Origin of the sequence: Rhodococcus sp. PvP016 (assembly GCF_017832185.1) — a bacterium.
In the GTDB taxonomy this organism is placed as follows: Bacteria; Actinomycetota; Actinomycetes; order Mycobacteriales; family Mycobacteriaceae; genus Rhodococcoides.
The window spans coordinates 3,017,031-3,038,649 of sequence record NZ_JAFIBH010000001.1 but is presented as its reverse complement, the minus strand read 5'-3'; the positions used below and the strand labels follow the sequence as shown (position 1 = coordinate 3,038,649).

9 protein-coding genes are annotated in these 21,619 nt (G+C 70.6%); 6 read left to right on the top strand and 3 right to left on the bottom strand.

Features of this window, described 5'->3' with window-relative positions; all coding sequences use genetic code 11:
* The first annotated feature begins 2 nt into the window (after positions 1-2).
* The 5 genes from JOE30_RS14145 (at position 3) to JOE30_RS14125 (ending at position 18,351) form a co-directional block, all read left to right on the top strand.
* A complete protein-coding gene (locus tag JOE30_RS14145) occupies positions 3-665 on the top strand; it encodes a response regulator transcription factor (protein WP_204867393.1) in 663 nt (220 codons plus the stop codon).
* A 77-nt stretch (positions 666-742) separates the two neighbouring features.
* Positions 743-1,279 carry an FxsA family protein gene (locus JOE30_RS14140; RefSeq protein ID WP_204867391.1) on the top strand — a complete coding sequence of 179 codons (537 nt, stop codon included), beginning with the start codon at positions 743-745 and terminating at the stop codon, positions 1,277-1,279.
* A gap of 43 nt (positions 1,280-1,322) precedes the next feature.
* On the top strand, positions 1,323-2,912 hold the full coding sequence (locus tag JOE30_RS14135; protein ID WP_307806180.1) for an amidohydrolase family protein: 1,590 nt from the start codon (positions 1,323-1,325) through the stop codon (positions 2,910-2,912).
* Positions 2,909-4,489: an apolipoprotein N-acyltransferase gene (gene lnt, locus JOE30_RS14130; RefSeq protein ID WP_307806179.1), complete on the top strand. Its 1,581-nt coding sequence runs from the start codon at positions 2,909-2,911 to the stop codon at positions 4,487-4,489. Before JOE30_RS14135 ends, lnt begins: the two co-directional genes overlap by 4 nt.
* Positions 4,490-4,827: 338 nt before the next feature.
* Entirely contained in the window at positions 4,828-18,351 is a 13,524-nt protein-coding gene (locus JOE30_RS14125) for an amino acid adenylation domain-containing protein (RefSeq protein WP_204867389.1), read from the top strand.
* Between the two features lie 78 nt (positions 18,352-18,429).
* On the opposite strand, the gene JOE30_RS14120 is transcribed toward JOE30_RS14125, so the two are convergent.
* Entirely contained in the window at positions 18,430-18,774 is a 345-nt protein-coding gene (locus JOE30_RS14120; RefSeq protein ID WP_027505388.1) for an RNA polymerase-binding protein RbpA, read from the bottom strand.
* 141 nt (positions 18,775-18,915) lie between these two features.
* Here JOE30_RS14120 and JOE30_RS14115 point away from each other — a divergent pair, with 141 nt between their 5' ends.
* Complete coding sequence (locus tag JOE30_RS14115; RefSeq protein WP_204867387.1) at positions 18,916-19,284, top strand: hypothetical protein; 369 nt, start codon at positions 18,916-18,918, stop codon at positions 19,282-19,284.
* 6 nt (positions 19,285-19,290) lie between these two features.
* On the opposite strand, the gene JOE30_RS14110 is transcribed toward JOE30_RS14115, so the two are convergent.
* Complete coding sequence (locus tag JOE30_RS14110; protein ID WP_204867385.1) at positions 19,291-20,157, bottom strand: oxygenase MpaB family protein; 867 nt, start codon at positions 20,155-20,157, stop codon at positions 19,291-19,293.
* Complete coding sequence (locus JOE30_RS14105; protein WP_204867383.1) at positions 20,154-21,602, bottom strand: aldehyde dehydrogenase family protein; 1,449 nt, start codon at positions 21,600-21,602, stop codon at positions 20,154-20,156. Before JOE30_RS14105 ends, JOE30_RS14110 begins: the two co-directional genes overlap by 4 nt.
* Positions 21,603-21,619 lie beyond the last annotated feature (17 nt).

Genomic DNA, 21,619 nt, shown 5'->3' with positions numbered 1-21,619 from the left:
CCGTGTCCATCTCGGTGCTCCTGGTCGACGACCAGGAACTGATGCGCATGGGTCTGTCGATGGTTCTCGGCGCGCAACCCGACATCGACGTGGTGGGCGACGTCCCCGACGGTGCCTCCGCGATCGCCGCGGCCGCGCGCCTCGAACCGGACGTCGTGCTGATGGACGTTCGCATGCCCGGCATCGACGGTGTCTCGGCAACCGAACGCATCATCGCCGCACAGCCCGAGGTGCGGGTCATCGTCATGACGACCTTCGACCTGGACGAACACGCCCTGGGCGCACTGCGTGCCGGTGCCAGCGGATTCCTCCTCAAGGACACGCCTCCGGAGGACCTGGTGTCCGCGATCCGCAGCGTGGCGGCGGGGGACGCCGTCGTCTCGCCGCGGGTGACCCGGCGCCTGCTGTCCCGCATCGTCGCCGGGCAACCGCGCGACGTTCCCGGGCGATCGGCCGCCGTCGAGTCGCTCACCGACCGCGAGCGCGAGGTGCTGCTGCTCATCGCCGCCGGCAAGTCGAACGCCGAGATCGCGGGCGAGCTGTTCCTGTCCGAGGCGACCGTGAAGACCCACGTCGGCCGCATGCTCGCCAAGCTGGGGCTGCGCGACCGGGTCCAGGCCGTCGTGCTCGCCTACGAGCTCGGACTGGTCACTCCGGGCGCCTGACCGGCCGGGAGAAAAACGAGGCTGTCGCGCGTTGACACGGCAGACGGGTTCGACCAGTCGCCGAAAGGACTCCCGCGATGCCACTGCTCTACTTCTTCCTCTACCTCGTCGTCGAGATCAGCGCCCTCGTGTGGCTCGGCTCGGCGATCGGCGTCCTGTGGACGGTGTTCGTGGTGATCGCCCTGTCCGCTCTCGGCATGGTCGCGATCCGCTCGCAGGGTCGGCGCGTGCTGTCCGAACTGCGCTCCGCCAATGCCGGACGCCGCTCACCCGGCGGCGCGGTCGCGGACGGTGCGCTCGTGGCCCTCGGCTCGGTGCTGCTGACGATCCCCGGGCTCGTGTCCAGCGTCCTCGGCCTCCTGCTGATGATCCCGCTGACCCGCGCCTTGCTGCGTCCGATCATTGCGCGGTTCGCGGCCCGGCGCGTCGAGACAGCCGTGGTCTCGGGGCGTGCGTTCCCACCCGGCGGCTTCCGGCCGCAGGGATTCGGGCCGCAGGGCTTCGGCGCCGGGCACGTGGTCATCGATGGCGACGTGATGCCGGAACCCGGTGATTCGGGTCCTCGCGACACCCGCGGTGTGATCGACGGCACCACAGGCCGCGACGAGCGCTGACCCCCGGCACCCCGGCCGCCCGACACCGGGCACACTGGCGAGCGTGAGTACGCATCTGCTGGTCGGCGGACGGATCTACAGCCCGTCCGCGCCCGACGCGACAGCCATGGCCGTCACCGACGGCACCGTCGTCTGGATCGGTGAGGATCGCCCCGCGCGGGCGCTGCACCCCGACGCCGAGGTGGTGGAACTGAACGGGGAGTTCGTGACTCCCGCGTTCGTGGACACCCACGTCCACACCACCGCGACCGGTCTGGCGCTCATCGGACTCGATCTGAGCGGCGCTCGGTCTCTCGACGAGTGCCTACGCGCGCTCGCCGCCTACGCGGCCGAGGACGGGGGCACCCTGATCTGGGGACAGAACTGGGACGAGTCGACGTGGCCGGAAGGGCGCGGCCCCACCACCGCAGAGCTCGACGCCGCGGCGCCCGGACGGGCCGTGTACCTCTCGCGCATCGACGCGCACTCGGCGGCATGCTCGACGGTGCTGCGCCGCGCCGCCGGAGACGTGGTCGCGGCAGCGGACCCGCAGCGGCCGCTCATCGCGGAGGCGCATCATGCCGTGCGCACCAGGGCGTTGGAGCTCTTGAGCCCCGCGGGCCGGCACCGCGCCCGCGTCGCCGCGCTCGATCATGCTGCCGCGCACGGGGTCGCCGCTGTGCACGAGTGCGCCGGCCCCGACATCTCCGGCCGCGTCGACCTGGCCGAACTCCTCGCCCTCGAGCACGGAGTCGAGGTGCGCGCCTACTGGGGCGAGGCCGTCTCGACCCCGGACGAGGCGACGGCACTTCTGGCCGCGACCGGCGCGCACGCTCTGGGCGGGGATCTCTTCGTCGACGGTTCGATCGGCTCGCACACCGCCTGGCTGCACGACCACTACGCCGATCACTCCGGTTGCGGCCGTTCGTATCTCGACGTCGACGCGATCGCGGCGCACGTCTCCGCCTGCACCCGCGCCGGAATCCAGGCCGGCTTCCACGTCATCGGCGACGCCGCCACCAGCGCTGTGGTCGAGGCGTTCGGGCGGGTCGTGGCCGAGCTCGGCGGCCCCGCCGTCGCGTCCCGCGGCCATCGCCTCGAGCACATCGAGATGGTGTCGTCCGAGCAGGCCGACGCCCTCGCCGCGTGGGGTGTCATCGCGAGCGTGCAACCGGTGTTCGACACCTATTGGGGCGGCGAGGAGGGCCTGTACGCCACCCGACTCGGCGCGGAGCGTGCTCGCGCGCTCAACCCGCTGGCGATGATGGCCTCTGCCGGGGTGTCGCTGGCCATCGGGTCGGACGCACCCGTCACGCCGCTCGAGCCGTGGCGCGGTGTACGCGGAGCGGTCAACCACCGCACACCGGGCAGTGCCGTCTCGCCCCGCGCCGCGTTCTCCGCGGCGACGCGCGGCGCCTGGCGCGCCGGGGGAGTGCGCGACGGCCTGGCCGGCACGCTGGTGCCGGGAGCGCCGGCCAGCTATGCGGTGTGGGACGCCGCGGAGCTGGTCGTCAGCGCACCTCGGGACTCGGTGCAGCGCTGGTCCACCGACCCGCGGTCACGAGTTCCGGCCCTGCCTCGCCTCGATCCCGAGGCGCCGGATCCGGTGTGCCTGGAGACCGTGCACCGCGGCACCACGGTGTACCGCGCGTGAGCGTTCCCGCTCGACTGATCCCACCCGCGCGGCTCGCTCTCTCGGCCGGCGCCGGCGCACTCCTGTTCGCGTCGTTCCCACCGCGGTCGCTATGGTTCCTCGCGCCCGTCGCCCTGGCGCTCGTCACGTTCGTCCTGACCGAGCGGCGGGTCGACGATCCGGCGCGCGCCCTGTCGCTGAAGGGCGGCTTCCTGTACGGGTTCGCCTTCGGCCTCGGCTTCTTCCTGCCGCTGCTCCCGTGGATCGGCGTGTACGTCGGACCCCTGCCGTGGATCGCGCTGGCCGTCGCGGAGTCACTGTTCCTCGGCCTGTTCGGACTGCTCGCTGTGGTGGTGTCCCGCCTGCCGTTCGCCGCGGTGTGGATCACCATGGTGTGGTCGCTGACGGAGTGGTTGCGCAGCACGGTCCCGTTCGGCGGATTCCCTTGGGGCCGACTGGCCTTCGGGCAGTCCGAGTCACCCCTCCTTCCGCTGGCCGCCCTCGGCGGCGCCCCGCTGCTCAGCGCCGCGGTGGCACTGATCGGTGTGTGCCTGACGTTGCTGTGCAGGACGGTGCGCACCGGCTTCGCCGTCACCTCGGTCGCCGGGCTGGTCGCGCTCGCCGCCGTCGCGCCGGTCGTCGCTGTCGCGATGCGCCCTACGCTCGCGGGTCCACAGGACGGCGACGACACGATCACCGTCGCGGCCATCCAGGGCAGCGTTCCTCGGCTCGGCCTCGACTTCAACGCGCAACGCCGCCAGGTGCTCGACAACCACGTCGACGAGACTCTCCGTCTGGCGGAGGAGGTCGAGGCTGGTCGGACCCCGAAGCCCGACGTCGTCGTCTGGCCGGAGAACGCGTCGGACGTCGATCCCACCCGCGACGCGACGGCAGCGGCCGAGATCACAGCCGCCTCCGTGCGGATCGATGCACCGATTCTCGTGGGCGCGGTGCTGTCGAATGCCGACGGCACCTCCACCAACTCGGTCATCGCCTGGGACGGAGCCGCCGGACCGGGGGAGCGCCACGACAAGAAGATCGTCCAACCGTTCGGGGAGTACCTGCCGTACCGCAGCTTCTTCCGGTTGTTCTCCTCGTACGCCGACTCGGCGGGCAATTTCGTGCCCGGCGACGGTGACGGCGTCGTGCACGTGCCCGCCGGTACGGATCGCGAGCAGCGCGCACTCGCGGTGGGTGTCGCCACCTGCTACGAGGTCGCCTTCGACCGTGCACCCACCGAGGCGGTGCGCGCCGGCGCGCAGATTCTCGCGGTGCCCACCAACAACGCGACCTTCGGTGACACGGAGATGACCTACCAGCAGCTGGCCATGTCGCGAGTCCGGGCCGTGGAGCACTCCAGAACCGTCGTGGTCGCCGCCACCAGCGGGGTCAGCGCGGTCATCGCGCCCGACGGTTCCGTGACGTCGCGAACCGCTCTCTTCGACGCCGACCACCTGGTCGCCACGGTGGGTCTGCGGACCGACACCACACTGGCGACGCGGCTGGGATCCACCGTCGAGTACGTGTTCGTGGCTCTCGGCGTCCTGAGTGTGATCGGCGCCACGATACCGAACGTTCGACGGCGCCGGGCCCCCTGACCGGGCATACGGCTCCGCCTCCGCTGGTCGAGGCGGTCTCTTCGCACTTTTCGTGATCTGTCACCGCAATGGGCGTAACGTTTCGGGTCCCCAAACCGAGAAGTTGGTAAGTCTCACCCATCCACGGCGGGTGGTTGTGCGAATGCCACATACAGCTCAGTACAGAGTGCGACCACGGTCGGGGACACCGGAAGTCACACACAGCAACCAGACGTGCGGCCAGGACGGCCGCTGCGTCGATGCTCTCTGCGTCCGTTCGGTGGAGGTGTGCGTCGTCTCGCACAGCCCGGGGAGCGGTATCGCTCCTCGGCCACGGGACCGACGAGGAGGAGCGAACGATGACGACGTCGGACAGCGCACCGAGAACCACCGAACCGGCCGACGCGACACCTGCCGTGGACCGGGCAGCGTCCGATCCCTTCCCGCTCTCTCCGGCGCAGGCCAGCCTGTGGTTCGCCCAGAAGCTCGCTCCCGAGGTTCCCCTCACCGTCGCGCAGTACGTCGACGTGAAGGGTGACCTCGACATCGACCTGCTCGAGCGCGTGGGCGCCCGCGCGGCCGCGGAACTTCAGTCCGGCGAGATCCGGCTCGTGGAGATCGACGGTCAGCCGTATCAGGTCGTCGACCCGGCAGCCACCGTGCGCACCACTCGGCTAGACGTCCGGTCCGAGGCGGATCCGATCGCCGCGGCCCTGGCCTGGATGCAGAAGGAGATGCGCTCCCCGGTCGACCTGGACCGTGATCCGCTCACCGTCAACGTCGTCTTCCGCGTCGAGGACCACCGCTACTTCTGGTACACCCGCATGCACCACATCGCCGGTGACGGATACGGCGCCGTCACCGCCATGAAGCGCGTCGCCGAGCTCTACACCAACGAGCAGGCCGACGTTCCCACTCCGGACAGCAAGGCCGGCGACCTGGCCACGCTGTACGCGGCAGAACGCGCATACCGCACCTCCACCCGGTTCGAGACCGACCGCGCCTTCTGGCGGGACACGCTCCAGGGTCTGCCGGACACGTTCTCCCTGGCCGACCGCACCGCCCCGGCCACGCCGAGTCGCCTGCGAATCGACGGCGTCACCGACGAGACCGTCGGCGACATGCTCACCTCCGCGGAGGCACGATTCGACGCCAGTGCCGCTGCCGTCGTGGCCGCATCTTTCGCCGCCTATCTGCACCGGGTCACCGGGCGCGCCGACGTCGTCATGAGCCTGCCGGTGTCGGTCCGCACCACCGCGGCGCTGCGCCGCTCGGGCGGCATGGTGTCCAACGTCGTACCGATCCGCGTGCACATCTCGCCCGACATGAACATCGGCGACCTGGTGTCGTCGGTGACCCTCGAGATCACCGGCGCGCTGCGCCACCAGAAGTATCGCCACGAGGACATCCGCCGCGATCACGGCAGCTCGACCATGCACCGCGGGTTCTTCGGACCCATGGTGAACATCATGCTGTTCGACTGGACCGTCGGTCTGGGTGATCTGGTGGGGCGGCTGCACCTGCTCTCCAGCGGTCCCATCGAGGACTTCACCTTCAACGTCTACAACAGCGGCGGCAACTCGCTGAACATCGACTTCGAGGGCAACCCGTCGCTCTACGACCAGGACACCCTGGCCGCCCATCACCGGCGGTTCCTCGCCTTCTTCGAGAGCTTCCTGGGACGCGGGGCACGAACTCGCGTCTCCGGTCTCGACGTCGTGCTGCCCGACGAGTACGACCGTGTGGTCACCGAGTTCAACGACACCGCCGTGAGCGTTCCGCGGACCACCCTGCCCGCGCTGTTCGACGCGCAGGTGCGGCGTACGCCGGACGCGACGGCCCTGGAGTTCGCCGGCACCGCACTGACGTACGCGGAACTCGATCGCCGCTCGTCCCGTCTGGCGCGGGCATTGATCGCCCGTGGCGTCGGACCGGACGTACTCGTGGGTCTGGCCATGCAGCGCTCGCTCGACCTGATCGTCGCGATGTACGCGATCGAAAAGGCCGGCGGCGCGTACGTACCGCTCGACCCCGATCATCCCGCCGAGCGGCTCGGCCACGTCCTCGACACGGCCCGGACCGCGTGCGTGCTGACGGTGTCCACGCAGGGTGTCGTCCTGCCCGACACCGCTGCGCGCGTCGACGTCGATGCGCTCGATCTCTCCGGCCTCGCCGACACACCGATCGGTGACGGCGAGCGCACGGCGACTCTGCTGCCCGACTCGCTGGCGTACGTGATCTTCACGTCGGGATCCACGGGCCGCCCCAAGGGCGTCGGTGTGTCGCACCAGGCGATCGTCAACCGTCTGCTGTGGATGCAGAACGAGTACTACCTCGGCGCCGACGACGCGGTGCTGCAGAAGACTCCGGCGACGTTCGACGTGTCGGTGTGGGAGTTCTTCTGGCCGCTCCAGGTCGGCGCCCGCCTGGTGATCGCGGAGCCCGACGGGCATCGCGATCCGCGCTACCTCGCCTCGATCATCGCCGGATCACGGGTCACCACAGCACATTTCGTGCCCTCGATGCTCGGCGCCTTCGTCGCGGAACTGCGTGCGTCCGACGCCCGGCTCGGTGACCTGCGTCAGGTGTTCTGCAGCGGTGAAGCGCTGCCCGCGGAGACGGCAGCGGCCTTCCGCTCGCTCACCGGGTCCGCGCTGCACAACCTCTACGGACCGACCGAGGCCGCCGTCGACGTCACCTACTGGGAGGTGACCGACGCCGACGCCGTCACGGTGCCGATCGGACGGCCGGTGTGGAACACCGCTCTGCAGATCCTCGACGCACGGCTCGAGCCGGTCCCGGTGGGAACGGCGGGTGAGCTCTACCTCGCGGGCGACCAACTCGCCCGTGGCTACGTCGGTCGGCCCGATCTGAGCGCCGACCGGTTCGTCGCCGACCCGTTGTCGGTGCACGGCACCCGCATGTACCGCACCGGCGACCTGGCGCGTTGGCGGGCCGACGGCGCCGTCGAGTACCTGGGCCGCACCGACTTCCAGGTCAAGATCCGCGGGCTGCGTATCGAGCTCGGCGACGTCGAGGCGGCACTGGTCGCGCATCCCGCCGTGCACCACGCGGTGGCCGTGGCCCACGTCGACGAGCGCGGCGAGACCACGCTCGTCGCGTACGTCGCACCCGAGCCCGGCACCGACGCGGCGAGCGTCGAGGTCCGCGCCGTCGCCGCGACCGTCGCCGACCGACTCCCGTCCTACATGGTGCCGTCACTGGTGATCGTTCTCGACGCACTCCCGTTGAGCGCCAACGGCAAGGTCGACCGCAAGGCACTGCCGGAACCGGTCCGCCGTCGGTCCGACGTGCCCTCGGTCCCGCCGCGCACCGAGGTCGAGCGACGCATCGCGGAGACCATCGCCGAGGTGCTCGACGTCCCCGTTCCCGGTGTCCACGACAGCTTCTTCGAGATCGGCGGCAACTCGCTGCTGGCCACGCGCGTGGTCTCCCGCATCAGCGCCGAGCTCGGTGCCGACGTGGGCATCAAGGACCTCTTCGAGGCGCCGACCGTGGCACGTCTGGCCGATCGCGTCGCCCATGCGCCCGTGGTCACCACCGGACCGCCACTGGTCGCGGGGCCTCGCCCGGATCGCATTCCCCTCTCGCTCGCCCAACAGCGACTGTGGTTCCTGAACCGGTTCGACGCGGCGTCCCCGGCGTACAACATGCCGTTCGCCATCACGCTGCACGGTGACCTCGACGCGGACGCTCTGAGTGTCGCGCTCGCCGACGTCCTGGAGCGCCACGAGACGCTGCGCACCGTGTATCCCGACTCCGCCGACGGCCCGCACCAGGTGGTGCAGGACGCCGCACACCACGACCTCGCACCGATCGACACCGGCGAAGCGGAGCTGGCCGACACCGTGCGGGAGTTCGCGTCTCACGGGTTCGACGTCACGCGGGAGCACCCGGTCCGCGTCCGCCTGTTCCGCACGTCGGCGACGTCGCACACGCTGGCCGTGGTGCTGCATCACATCGCGTCGGACGGGTTCTCCTTCGGCCCCCTCGCGACCGATGTCATGACCGCCTACGCCGCGCGGACGCAGGGGAGCGCGCCGCTGTGGGCACCCCTCGACGTGCAGTACGCGGACTTCACGCTCTGGCAGCACGCCGCTCTCGGAGACGAGAACGATCCGACCTCGATTTTGAGCAGCCAGATCGACTATTGGACCGCGCGGTTGAACGGCCTGCCCGACACCCTCGAGCTGCCGACGGATCGCGCCCGTCCCGCCGCACCGTCGCACCGCGGCGGCGCCCACGACTTCCGCATCGACGCCGATCTGCACCAGCAGCTTGTCGCGCTCGCATCGGACACCTCGGCCAGCCTGTTCATGGTGTTGCACGCGGCACTGTCCGCGCTGCTGGGACGGCTCGCGGACTCGGACGACGTCGCGATCGGGTCGCCCATCGCCGGTCGCGGCCACCGCGCGCTCGACGGACTCGTCGGCATGTTCGTCAACACACTGGTGCTGCGGTCGACGCCGGCGCCGCACGTCCCGTTCACCGACCTCCTCCGCGAGGTACGCGATCACGACCTCGAGGCGTTCGCCCGCGCGGACGTCCCGTTCGAGCGTGTCGTCGACGCGGTGGCACCGGAACGCTCGACGTCGCGCCACCCGCTGTTCCAGGTCGTTCTCTCCTTCGAGAACCTCGCGCCGGTACGCGTCGAGATGGCCGGACTGGATGTCGAGGTCGCCGAGATCGACTCCGGCACCGCCAAGTTCGACCTGACACTGCAGCTCTCGGAGCGCACCACGGTCGACGGTCGGCCCGACGGGGTCGATGCGCGACTGGGCTACGCCCGCGATCTGTTCGACGACGCGACCGCCGCGACGATGGCGCAGCGACTGGTGTCGGTCCTGCGATCGGTCGCGGTGGATCCCACCCGATCGATCGGCGACATCGACCTGGCCACGTCCACCGATGCTCCTGCCGTCCTCGCGGGCGCGGCAGCCGGGCCCACCTCGTCGCTCGCCGACATCCTCGTCTCGGCCGCGCGGCGCGATCCGTCCGCCACCGCCGTCGTCACGGCGGACGGCTCCGTCACGTACGGCGAACTCGACGACGCGTCGGACCTGCTGGCGCACGCGTTGATCGCCGAGGGAGTCGGCCCGGAATCGATCGTGCCCGTGTGCCTCGAGCGCTCGATCGACTCGATCGTCGCGACCTGGGCCGTGACGAAGACCGGCGCCGCCTTCCTCCCGGTGGATCCGCGCTACCCGGCGGACCGCATCGAGCGCATGGTCACCGACGTCGGCGCGTCCCTCGGCATCGCTGCCGCGGGAGCCGCACTGCCCGCCGCGGTGCGGTGGGTCACCGTCGATCACCGATCCGACGGATCCTCGGCACTGCCCGTACGGGTGCGCCCGGAGAACCCGGCCTACCTCATCTTCACGTCCGGATCCACGGGCACCCCCAAGGCGGTCGTGGTGCCGCACCGCGGTCTCGCCGATTTCGCCCGCGAGCAGGTGGCGACCTACCGGGTCGGACCACGTTCGCGCACACTGCATTTCGCCTCGCCGAGTTTCGACGCCTCGATCCTGGAACTGCTCATGGGATTCGCCGCGGGCGCGACCGTCGTGGTCGCCGGTACCGACGTCTACGGCGGCGACCGCCTCACCGCACTGCTGCGTGATCAGCGGGTGACCCACGCCTTCGTCACCCCTGCTGCTCTCGAGACGGTCGACCCCGCGGACCTCGGCGCTCTGACCTTCGTCGGGGTGGGCGGCGACGTCTGCAGTCCCGCCCTCGTCGAGCGCTGGGCGCCCGGCCGCCGCATGCTCAACCTGTACGGCCCGTCCGAGGCGACCGTCGTCGCGACCCTCACACCGCCGATGACACCCGGATCGCCCGTCACCATCGGCGCCCCGCGCCGCGGCGTCGACGTGCGCGTGCTCGATCGTCGTCTGCGCCCGGTGGTCCCCGGAGTTCCCGGCGAGCTCTACCTGTCCGGGCCGGCACTGGCCCGCGGGTACCTCGGGCGACTGCCGCTGACCTCCACCCGCTTCGTCGCCGATCCGTTCGGCACCCCGGGTGACCGCATGTACCGCACCGGCGACGTCGTCGCCGCCGTGACCACCGCTACCGGAACCGAACTGGTGTTCCGCGGCCGCGCCGACGACCAGGTCAAGGTGCGGGGCCACCGTATCGAACTCGCCGAGATCGACGCGGTGCTCCAGCGTCATCCGTCGGTCACGTTCTCCGTCACCGGTGTGCAGAACGCGAGCCGGGCCGACGCCCGCCTGGTCTCGCACCTCACCCTCGCACCCGGCAGCGCCGGAACCGAGCCGATCCTCGAGCATGCCCGCCGCACCCTGCCCGGGTACATGGTGCCGTCCGCGGTGGTCGTGCTCGACGAGGTGCCGCTCACCGCGTCGGGCAAGCTCGATCGCCGCGCGCTGCCGATGCCCACACCGGAGACGACGGAGGCGGCGTACCGCGAGCCCCGCACCGAGACCGAGTGGACCGTCGCTCGGGCGTTCGCGGACGTCCTGACGGTGCCCCGGGTCGGTCTGGACGACAGCTTCTTCGACGCCGGTGGCAACTCGTTGATGGCGACCCGTGTCACGAGCGCGATCGGCGCCGCCCTGAGCCGTGAGGTGGAGGTGCGCACGCTCTTCGAGGCCCCGACCGTCGAGGCGCTCGCGGCTCACCTCGACGCCGACAGCGGGGCAGTGTCCCGGATCCCGCTCGTCGCGATCCCTGCGGCGAGCCGTCCGGACCGGATCCCGCTGTCGTCGCCGCAGCAACGGCTGTGGTTCCTCAACCGCTTCGACCCGACCTCCGACGCCTACAACATCTCGTTCTCGGTGCACCTGGACGGCGTCCTCGACGCCCCGGCGATGGCACTGGCGTTGGCCGACGTGGTGGAACGGCACGAGAGCCTGCGGACCGTGTTCCCCGAGAGCGATCACGGACCGCACCAGGTCGTCGAACCGGCGGCACCTGTACCGCTCACGACGACCGTCGTCGACCGCGACGGCGTCACGGAGGCGCTGACACGGTTCGCCCGTGAAGGATTCGATCTCACCGTCGAGACCCCGCTGCGCACCACTCTTCTGTCGATCTCCGAGACGGAGCACGTGCTCGGTCTCGTCGTGCACCACATCGCCGCGGACGGGTGGTCCCTCGGACCGCTGACTCGCGACGTCATGGTCGCCTACGCCGCCCGCACCCGCGGAGCGGCTCCGCAGTGGACCCCACTTCCAGTGCAGTACAGCGACTTCACACTGTGGCAGCGGGCCGTGCTCGGAGACGAGGCCGACCCCGCGAGCCGGGCACACCGCGAACTCTCCTTCTGGACCGACACTCTCGCCGACCTCCCGGACGAGTGCACCCTGCCCGGCGATCGCGTCCGTCCGGCGGCGCCGTCCCACCGGGCCGGCGTCCACGAATTCGCCGTCGATCAGACCGCGATGATCGCACTGTCGGCCGTCGCCGAGCGCCGGGGCGGCACCACGTTCATGGCGATGCACGCCGTGCTCGCGGTCGCACTCGCTCGGCTCGCGGACACCCGGGACGTGGTGATCGGCACCCCGATCGCCGGCCGACGCGATCGCGCACTGGACGAGCTCGTCGGCATGTTCGTCGGCACCCTGGTCCTGCGCTCCGACGTGGCGCCGTCCGACACGTTCGCCGACCTCCTCGGCCGGGTCCGCGGCACCGATCTCGATGCGTTCGCCCACGCGGACCTGCCGTTCGAGCGTCTGGTGGACGCGCTGTCGCCGTCGCGGACGGCCGGGCGACACCCGCTCGTGCAGGTCGTGCTGGCCTTCCAGTCCGAGGGTGTGACCAGCGGCGAACTCGACGGTCTCACCGTCACCGCGTCGGAGATCGACCTGCAGCGCAGCAAGTTCGACGTCGAGCTCGCCGTCACGGAGAGCACCGACGCCGACGGTGGACGGTCGTGGCGGTTCCGCGTCACCTACACGCGCGATCTCTACGACGAGAGCACCATCGCCGCCTTCGCCGACCGTGTCAGCGCCGTGCTCACCACCGTGGCCCGAGACCCGTCGGTGACCGTGGGAGACATCGATCTCCTGTCCCATCAGGAGTCCCGCGAGCTGACGACACGGGCCGGCGAGCGTCCCGGCGCACCGGTACCGCTACCCGACCTGTGGGCGGCCGTCGCGCGGGAAAACGCGAACGCCACTGCACTGGTACATGATCCGTCCCACGGCGCCGACGCCGCGGCGCGGCGGTCGCGCACGTACGCCGAGCTCGACGCCGACGCCACTCGTCTCGCTCGGGTCCTCCTCGAACGCGGAGCCGGACCCGAGCGTGTCGTCGCCCTGGCCCTCACCCGGTCGGCGGAGTCCGTCGCGGCGATGCTCGCCGTGGCGATGACGGGCGCGGCCTGGGTCCCCGTCGATCCGCGCTACCCGGCCGACCGCATCGACCACATGCTCAGCGACAGCGGGGCCGACCTCGGTGTCTGCACCGCGGCCGACCGCCCGACGGCAGGGCTGGGCGTCGACTGGATCGTGCTGGACGACCCGGCCACCGTCGCCGACATCGCGACCCGGTCGACGGAACCCGTCACCGACCGTGACAGGACGTCCACGCTGCGTGTCGACCATCCGGCCTACGTCATCTACACCTCCGGATCGACCGGACTGCCCAAGGGCGTCGCGGTGACGCACTCGGGCCTGTCCTCCTTCGCGGCGGTGCAGCGCTCGACGTTCGGCATCACCGGAACGTCGCGGACCCTGCACTTCGCCTCGCCGAGCTTCGATGCGTCGGTGCTCGAGATCCTGATGGCGATGGGCGCCGGCTCCACCGTCGTCGTCGCCCCGAGCGACGTCTACGGCGGCGCTGAACTGGCCGAATTGATCGACCGCGAGTCGGTCTCGCACGCCTTCGTCACTCCGGCCGCGCTCGCGACCGTCGACGTCGCCGCCGGATCACTGCCGAGTCTGACCACCGTGGTGGTGGGCGGCGACACGTGCTCCGCGGACCTGGTGCGGCGCTGGTCGGTCGGACGTTCGCTGTACAACGGGTACGGCCCGACGGAGGCGACCATCGTCGCCGCCATCGCGGAACTGCGTGCCGACGAACCGGTCACCATCGGTACGCCCATCGCCGGAGTCCGCGCCGTGGTGCTCGATGCGCGTCTGCATCCGGTCCCGGTCGGTGTCACGGGTGAGCTGTACCTGTCGGGTGTCGGCGTCGCTCGCGGCTACCTCGACCGCGCGGGACTGACGGCGGGCCGGTTCGTGGCCGATCCGTACGGCACCGCGGGGGAGCGGATGTACCGCACCGGCGACGTCGTGCGATGGACTGCGGACGGCCGGCTCGACTACGTCGGACGCTCGGACACACAGGTCAAGATCCGCGGATTCCGGATCGAGCTCGGCGAGATCGACGCCGCGCTGACGAGGGACGCGTCCGTCGGTTTCGCGCACACTCTGGTGCACACCGACACCTCGGGCCGTGCCTCGCTGGCGTCCTACGTCGTCGCCGCCACCGGACACGACATCGACGTCGACGCGGTCACGGGCGGTGTCCGCTCCGTCCTGCCCGGCCACATGGTGCCGGCATCGATGACGGTTCTCGAGCGCATCCCGCTCACTCCCGTCGGCAAGCTGGACGTGCGGGCGCTTCCCGCCCCCGCCGTCGTGGCCGTCGACCGCACTCACGATGCGCCCGCCTCCGAGACCGAGCGGACCGTCGCCGAGATCGTCGCGGCAGTGCTGGACCTCGACGTCGAGGTCGGACGCGACGACAGCTTCTTCGCACTCGGCGGCAATTCCCTGCTGGCCACGCAGGTCGCCTCCCGCCTGGGTTCCACTCGCGGCGTTCGGGTTCCGGTCCGGGCACTCTTCGAGCACCCCACGGTCGCAGCCCTCGCCGCGCACGTCGACGGGCTCGCCGAGTCCGCCGGCCCCGCTCTCGAGGCCCGGCCTCGACCGGACCGGATCCCGCTGTCCTCGGCGCAGCAACGCCTGTGGTTCCTCAACAGATTCGACCGGGCGTCGGGGGCGTACAACGTGCCCTTCGCGGTGCGCCTGACGGGACCGCTCGACATCGCCGCACTGGAGGCGGCGCTGCGCGATCTCGTCGAACGCCACGAAGTACTCCGGACCGTGTACCCGGACTCGCCCGAGGGCCCGCACCAGGTCATCCTGTCTGCGCACGAGGTGCCGGTGGCACTGGAGCCCGTCGCGACCGAGCCCTCCGCGGTGACGGCCGCGGTCGTCACGAGCGCGGCCCGCGGGTTCGACGTGACCGCACAGGCACCGCTGCGGGTGGACCTGCTCGAGGTGACGGCCGGGGACGAGCACGTCCTCGTCGTCACGCTGCACCACATCGCCGCGGACGGCTGGTCGCTGGCTCCGCTCGCCGCCGACCTGCTCACCGCCTACACCGCGCGGTCCACCGGCACGGCGCCCGCGACGGAGCCACTGCCGGTGCAGTACGCCGACTACACGCTGTGGCAGCGTGACCGGCTCGGCTCCGAGGACGACTCGTCGAGCCTCGTCTCGACCCAACTGGCGTACTGGACGGCGGCGCTGACCGGAGCTCCCGACCGCATCGACATCCCCACCGACCGTCCGCGGCCGAGCGTGCCGTCCCACCGCGGCGCGGTGGCCACCACCACGGTGGGTGTCGACACGCACCGGCGGCTCCTCGAACTCGCGCGGCGGGAGAACGCGACACTGTTCATGGCCGTCCACACCGCCCTCGCCGTCGTGCTCGGTCGTCTCGCCGGCCGCTTCGACACGTCCGTCGGTACCGCGGTCGCCGGCCGCGGCGACCAGGCACTGGACGCCCTGGTGGGGATGTTCGTCAACACGCTGGTGCTGCGCACGCGGGTCTCGCCGACCGCGTCGCTGACCGAGGCGTTGCAGCACGTGCGCGAGGTCGATCTGGACGCTTTCGCGCACCCCGACGTTCCGTTCGAACGGCTGGTGGACGTGCTGCACCCGCAGCGCAGCACGAGCCGTCACCCGTTGTTCCAGATCATGTTGTCGTCGCAGGACGACGTTCCGACGACTGCTCGTATGGGCGAGGTGACCGTCGACGCGGCCGAGGTGGACGTCGCCGTCGCCAAGTTCGACGTGCAGTTCACGGTCACCGACCGGCGCACCGACGACCGGGAGCCGGCGGGGCTGACCGTCACCGCCGACTACGCGAGGGATCTGTTCGACGCCGCCACCGTGACCACCATGCTCGATCGCCTGGTGTGCGTGTTGGGCGTCCTGGCCACCGAACCCGACCGCAGCGTGGGCAGCGTCGAGATGTTGACCCCGAAGGAGCGAGCCCACCTGGTGCCCGTGCACGGCGGCGAGACCGATCCCGATCCGTCGCTGACCCTGTCCGAGGTGTTCGAGCAGACCGCACGCCGGGTTCCCGACCGCATCGCCGCGGAGTACCTCGGTGCCCACATCACCTACGGCGAGCTCGACCGGCGTTCGACCACGGTTGCCCGAGCTCTCGTCCGGCGCGGTGTCGGACCGGAATCGCTGGTGGCCCTGGGCTTCACGCGATCCTTCGACTCCCTCGTCGCGGTCCTGGCCGTCGCGAAGGCCGGCGGCGCCTTCGTTCCGGTCGACCCGCACTACCCGGCCGACCGCGTCCGCCACATGCTGACCGACTCGGCGACCACGTGGGGATTGACGACCGCGGAGCACCTGGCGGCCGTGGACGGGGTCTCCTCGACACGGTGGCTCGTGCTCGACGACGCGGACACTCGGGCCGAGCTGGCTCGTACGTCCGACGAACCCCTCACGCCCGCAGAGCTTCTCGGACCCATCGGCCTCGCGCACCCCGCATACGTCATCTACACCTCGGGGTCGACCGGGACACCGAAGGGCGTCGTCGTCACCCACGCCGGCCTGTCGAACTTCGCCGGCGAGCTGCGCGATCGGTTCGAGGTCGACGACACGGCGCGTGTGCTGCACTTCGCGACACCGAGTTTCGACGCCGCCGTCATGGACCAGCTGTTCGCGTACGGATCCGGTGCGACACTCGTCGTGTCACCGCCCGGGGTCTACGGCGGCCGCGAACTGGGCGACCTGCTGGGATCGGAACGCATCACGCACGCCTTCGTCACGACCGCGGCGTTGTCGACCGCCGACCCGGCGAGCGCGACGTCGTTGCGTCACATCCTCGTCGGCGGCGAGGCGTGCCCACCGGAACTGGTGGAGCGCTGGGCCCCGGGCCGCTCGCTGTACAACGTGTACGGGCCGACGGAGACGACCATCGTCACGACGATGAGTGCGCCGATGGTCCCCAAGAGTCCGGTCACGATCGGTGGACCGATCCGCGGCGTCGCGGCGCAGGTCCTCGACCGGCAGCTGCAACCAGTGCCGTTCGGCGTCGTCGGTGAGCTGTACCTCGCCGGACCTGAACTCGCTCGCGGGTACCTCGGGCGCACTGCGTTGACGTCGTCGCGGTTCGTCGCAGATCCGCACGGCAAGCCGGGTGAGCGTCTCTACCGCACCGGTGACCTGGTGCGCTGGCGCGAGTCCACTGACGGCGATCCGACCCTGTCCTACGTGGGCCGGACCGATGATCAGGTCAAGATTCGCGGGTTCCGCATCGAGTTGGGTGAGATCGACGCCGCGTTCGACGTGCACGACGGCGTGGACTTCGCGACCACGATGGGCCACGTCCTGCCCTCGGGGGACACCGTGCTGGTGTCCTACGTCCTGCCGCACCGGGAGTCGTCGGTCGACACGGCGTCGCTGCGTCGCCATCTGCAGGAGCGGCTGCCCGGCTACATGGTGCCGCAGTCGATCATGCTGCTGGACGAGCTGCCGCTGACCTCCGTCGGCAAACTCGATCGGCGGGCGCTGCCCGCTCCGGAGTTCGCCGTCACCGGGGAGCATCGCGATCCGGGCACCGCGACCGAGCGCGCCGTCTGCGCTGTCTTCGAGGAGATCCTGGGGGTGTCCGGGGTCGGACTCGACGACAGCTTCTTCGAGCTCGGCGGCACATCGCTGGTCGGGACGCGCGTGGTCGCCCGACTCGAGGAGACCGTCGGCACCACAGTTCCGATGCAGTGGTTGTTCACCGACTCCACGCCGGCCGCTCTCGCCGCGCGTATCGACGACACCGCGCACCTGTCCGCGGACGAGGTCGCAGCGACGGCCACGGCGTCACTGGACATGCTGCTGCCGTTGCGGCCGCAGGGTTCGGCGTCACCGGTGTTCTGCATCCATCCGGCGTTCGGACTCTCCTGGAGTTACAGCGGTCTGCTCGCCCACCTCGACACGGATCAGCCCGTGTACGGGCTGCAGTCACCCGTCGTGTCGGGAAGGACCGAGGAGTTCGACACGGTCGAGGAGCTGGCCCGGTACTACGTTCGCGAGATCCGCTCAATCCAGCCGCACGGTCCGTACCACCTGCTGGGCTGGTCGCTCGGCGGCCTCATCGCTCACGCGATGACCGTCGAGCTGCAGCGGGTGGGGGAGAGCGTGGCGACGCTGACCATGCTCGACAGCTACGTGCTCGCCGACGAGTACCTCGAGTCGACACCGTCGGTGCGCGATCTCATCGAGGAGTTCACCGGCCACGAGTTACCGGCAGGCGTGGAACCGACGATCGCGGAGGCGGCGGCCGCGCTGCAGTCCGAGGGTGGTCCGATGGCGGCGATGACCGTCGACACCCTCGAGCGGCTGTATGCGGGCTACGTGAACGGGACCTCGCTGGCGCACGGGTACTCACCGGGCGTCGTGGACTGCGACGTGCTGTTCTTCACCGCGACCGAGGACGAGGTGAACCGAAACGACGTACGGCGGACCGCCTCGGCCTGGCGTCGACACGTCCGCGGTGCCATCCACGATCACGCGGTGCCGGTCGCACACTCCGCGATGACCGATCCGCAGGCACTCGCGATCATCGGACCGACAGTCGCGCAGCACCTGCGCTGATCTCGGACGGACCCGAGAGACACCGAGGGCCCCGGAGCAGATGCTCCGGGGCCCTCGGTGACGACAGGGGAGAGGCGGTCAGACTCCGGCGCCGCGACGCTTCGCCTTGAGCAGATCCATCCGCTCCTTGAGCAGCTCCTCGAGCTCCTCCACCGAACGACGCTCGAGCAGCATGTCCCAGTGGGTGCGCGGGGGCTTGACCTTCTTGGCCTCGGGCGCGGTGCCCTCGATCAGACTGCCCTCGAGACCGTTGCGGCAGAGCCAGGTACCGGGCAGCTCGGCGTCGTCGGCGAAGGGAACGTCGAACTCCTCGCCGTTGTCCGTCCGGTATCGAGCCATGCGCCGGGGCGCGAGGTCGTGGTCGCGATCGGTCTCGTAGCTCACCGCTCCGAGTCGACTACCTCGTAGAACGCGATCTGCCATGGTGGAGTCCTCTCTCGATCGTGGTACGCGTGTCTCGTCCGCTCATGTCAACGCACGTGGTGCGCGGAACGTTCCCGCACGCGAACGCCCCATTCTAGCCGGTGAGCGGCAGGGTCCGCGCACGTCGGTATCGTCGGGTCGATGCGGGGTGAATCCGGGACGGTGGGCGGTGGGATCGGTCGGTCCCGCGCACGGCGCCCGAGCACGTGTCTGTGGTGCGGTCGGCCGGTGATCGAGGGCGCTGCGGGCCGGCGCCGACGGTACTGCCGTCAGTCCTGCCGTCAGCGCGCCTACGAACAGCGGATGTCGCTGAAGGACACCGTCGTCGCGGACGATGCCGTGGTGCTCACGGAGGCCGAGGCCGGCGCCGCCGCCGATCGAGCGTTCGGAGTCCGATGCGCCGCGGAGGACGTGGCCACGGCCGTCGCGGAGGGCGCCGACGCGGCCGAACTCGCCGAGCTCTGCGACCGACTGGTCACCCTGGCCAAGGACGCGGAACGACTGCGCTGACCCGGCTCAGACTCCCAGGTCACTCGGGTGGTAGCCCTGCGGGTAACCGGGGTACGTCCGGTTGCGCGGATCCTGCGCCGACCGAGATGCCGTCCGCTTGGGCAGCAGACGCTCCACGCGGCCTCGGGCTCGCAGCGCCGACTCGAGCGCCGGGCGCGCGGCGGGGACCGGGTCGCGAAAGCCGAACGCGCGGGTCATGTCCTGATCGATCATCGACAGCACGGCGCCGCGCACCGCGGAGCGGACCGGGTGCGGGTACCACGACGCCAGGAGGTCGCGGGTGTACTCGCCGATGGCCCTGTTGTCGTCGGAGTAGACGAACTGCTCGCGCTCGTACCGCACCTTGAAAGCGTGGAAGTCGGCTGTCGACGCCGGAATGTCCCGGATGCCCATCCGGATCCCGACCTCGCGGTAGAACGCGACGCTCGCGATCCGCTCGTGCGGATGCAGGCGCCGCCACCCGTAGCGGTCGATCCAGTCCAGCGGATCGAAGGCGAAGGTGGAGAGCACGTACAGCATGTCGTCGTTCGAGATGTCGTAGCGCGCGTGCATGCGGTTGACCACACGGAGCGACGCGCGCCCGCGCTCGGAGTCGTAGCCGTGTTCCACGAGTTCCGACATGAGCAGCGCGGTGTCGTCGTACCGCTTCTGTGGGCGGTGCTCGAACTCTCCCGTCCTGCGGAGCAGGGCCGAGATAGTGGGCACGCAGTAGGTGCGGAACAGCGCGAACTCCAACGCGCGCTGGTAGTCCCACGGAAATTCGCAGCCCGCTGTGATCTTGAGGACGGTGGCCGCGTCCGCCACGGGATCCAGCTCGTCGATCACCCGCACCCACCCGTACCGCCCGAAGCGCGGTCGGGGGAGGGTGGTCATCGCCCGTAGACCTTGGTCAACAACAGGCGCGCGACCGCGACGTCGCGCCGCTTGCGCGTCATCGTCACCAGGCCCAGCGGGGCGGCGAAGCGCTGCTTCGTCACCGACTTCACTCGGGAGAACTCCCGCAACCCGTCGGCGCCGTGGATCCGTCCGAAGCCCGAGTCGCCCACTCCGCCGAACGGCAGCGCGCCCACCGCCGCGAAGCCCAGCACGGAGTTGACCGTCACCACTCCCACGCGGAGCCGGTCCGCCGCCCGCTCGGCCGCGGCCTTCGACGCGGTGAAGACCGACGCACCCAGCCCGTACTTCGAGGCGTTGGCCCGCTCGATGCCCTCGTCGAGATCACGGACGCGGTTGACCACCACGGTCGGACCGAACGTCTCCTCGGCCACGGCCGAGCTGTCCTCCGGCACGTCGAGCAGCACGATGGGATCGACGTACGGCGCCCGCACGGATTCGAGTCCGCCGACGACGGCGCGCCCACCGCGAGCCAGGGCGTCCTCGACCTGGTCCCGCACGATGTCGACCTGCTTCGGCAACGTCATGCGTCCGTACTGCGCATCGTCCGCGTCGCCGACCCGGAGGTCGCGTACGCGGGAGGTCAGGATGTCCACGAAACGATCGGCGACCTCCTCGACCACGTAGATGCGCTCCACACCCGCGCAGGTCTGGCCCGCGTTGCCCATGGCGCCGAACGCGGCGAAGGTCGCCGCGGCCTCGAGGTCGGCGGTGGCGTCGACGAGGAGTGCGTCCTTGCCGCCGCCCTCGACCACGATCGGCGTGAGCGTCTCCGCGCACACCGCCATGACCTTCTTCGCCGTCGCGGTGGACCCGGTGAAGGCCAGCTTGTCCACTCCCGAGCGGCACAGCGCCTCGCCGACCCGACCGTCGCCGGTGACGGTCTGGAGCACCTGGTGCGGCGCCGCCAGCGACGCCCAGGCGTCTGCCAGCCAGGTGCCGGTCCGGGGAGTGAGCTCACTGGGCTTGAAGACGACGGCGTTGCCGGCGGCCATCGCGTACGCGAGCGACCCCATCGGTGTGTAGACCGGATAGTTCCACGGGCCGATCACGCCCACGACGCCCATCGGTTGATACCGCACGGAGGCAGCGTGATTGATGCTGACCAGACCCGGGTGGACGGACCGCTCCCGCAGAACTCGTCGGGCGTTCTTCGCGGCCCACGTGAGATGCTCCACCGCGAGCATGACCTCGAGCAGAGCGTCGTCCTTCGGCTTGCCCGTCTCCTCGCGCACGGTGTCGATGAGCGACGCCGACGTCCGGGCGATCCTGGATCGGAACTCGAGCAGCCACCCCTTGCGATCCGTGAAATCGAGGGCGCCCCACCACAGTGCCGCGTCACGCGCGCGGGCGACGGCCGCGTGCACCTCTCCGTCGGACGGCGTCGGTGCCGTGGTGCGTTCCGGAGAGTGCTGGACGGTCATGTGTGTACCCCTCAGTC

Bases quoted from the DNA above. Each gene is read 5' to 3' on its own strand.
- JOE30_RS14140 (WP_204867391.1), top strand. From the start codon at position 743: ATGCCACTGCTCTACTTCTTCCTCTACCTCGTCGTCGAGATCAGCGCC.
- JOE30_RS14125 (WP_204867389.1), top strand. From the start codon at position 4,828: ATGACGACGTCGGACAGCGCACCGAGAACCACCGAACCGGCCGACGCG.
- JOE30_RS14120 (WP_027505388.1), bottom strand. From the start codon at position 18,774: ATGGCAGATCGCGTTCTACGAGGTAGTCGACTCGGAGCGGTGAGCTAC.
- JOE30_RS14115 (WP_204867387.1), top strand. From the start codon at position 18,916: ATGCGGGGTGAATCCGGGACGGTGGGCGGTGGGATCGGTCGGTCCCGC.
- JOE30_RS14110 (WP_204867385.1), bottom strand. From the start codon at position 20,157: ATGACCACCCTCCCCCGACCGCGCTTCGGGCGGTACGGGTGGGTGCGG.
- JOE30_RS14105 (WP_204867383.1), bottom strand. From the start codon at position 21,602: ATGACCGTCCAGCACTCTCCGGAACGCACCACGGCACCGACGCCGTCC.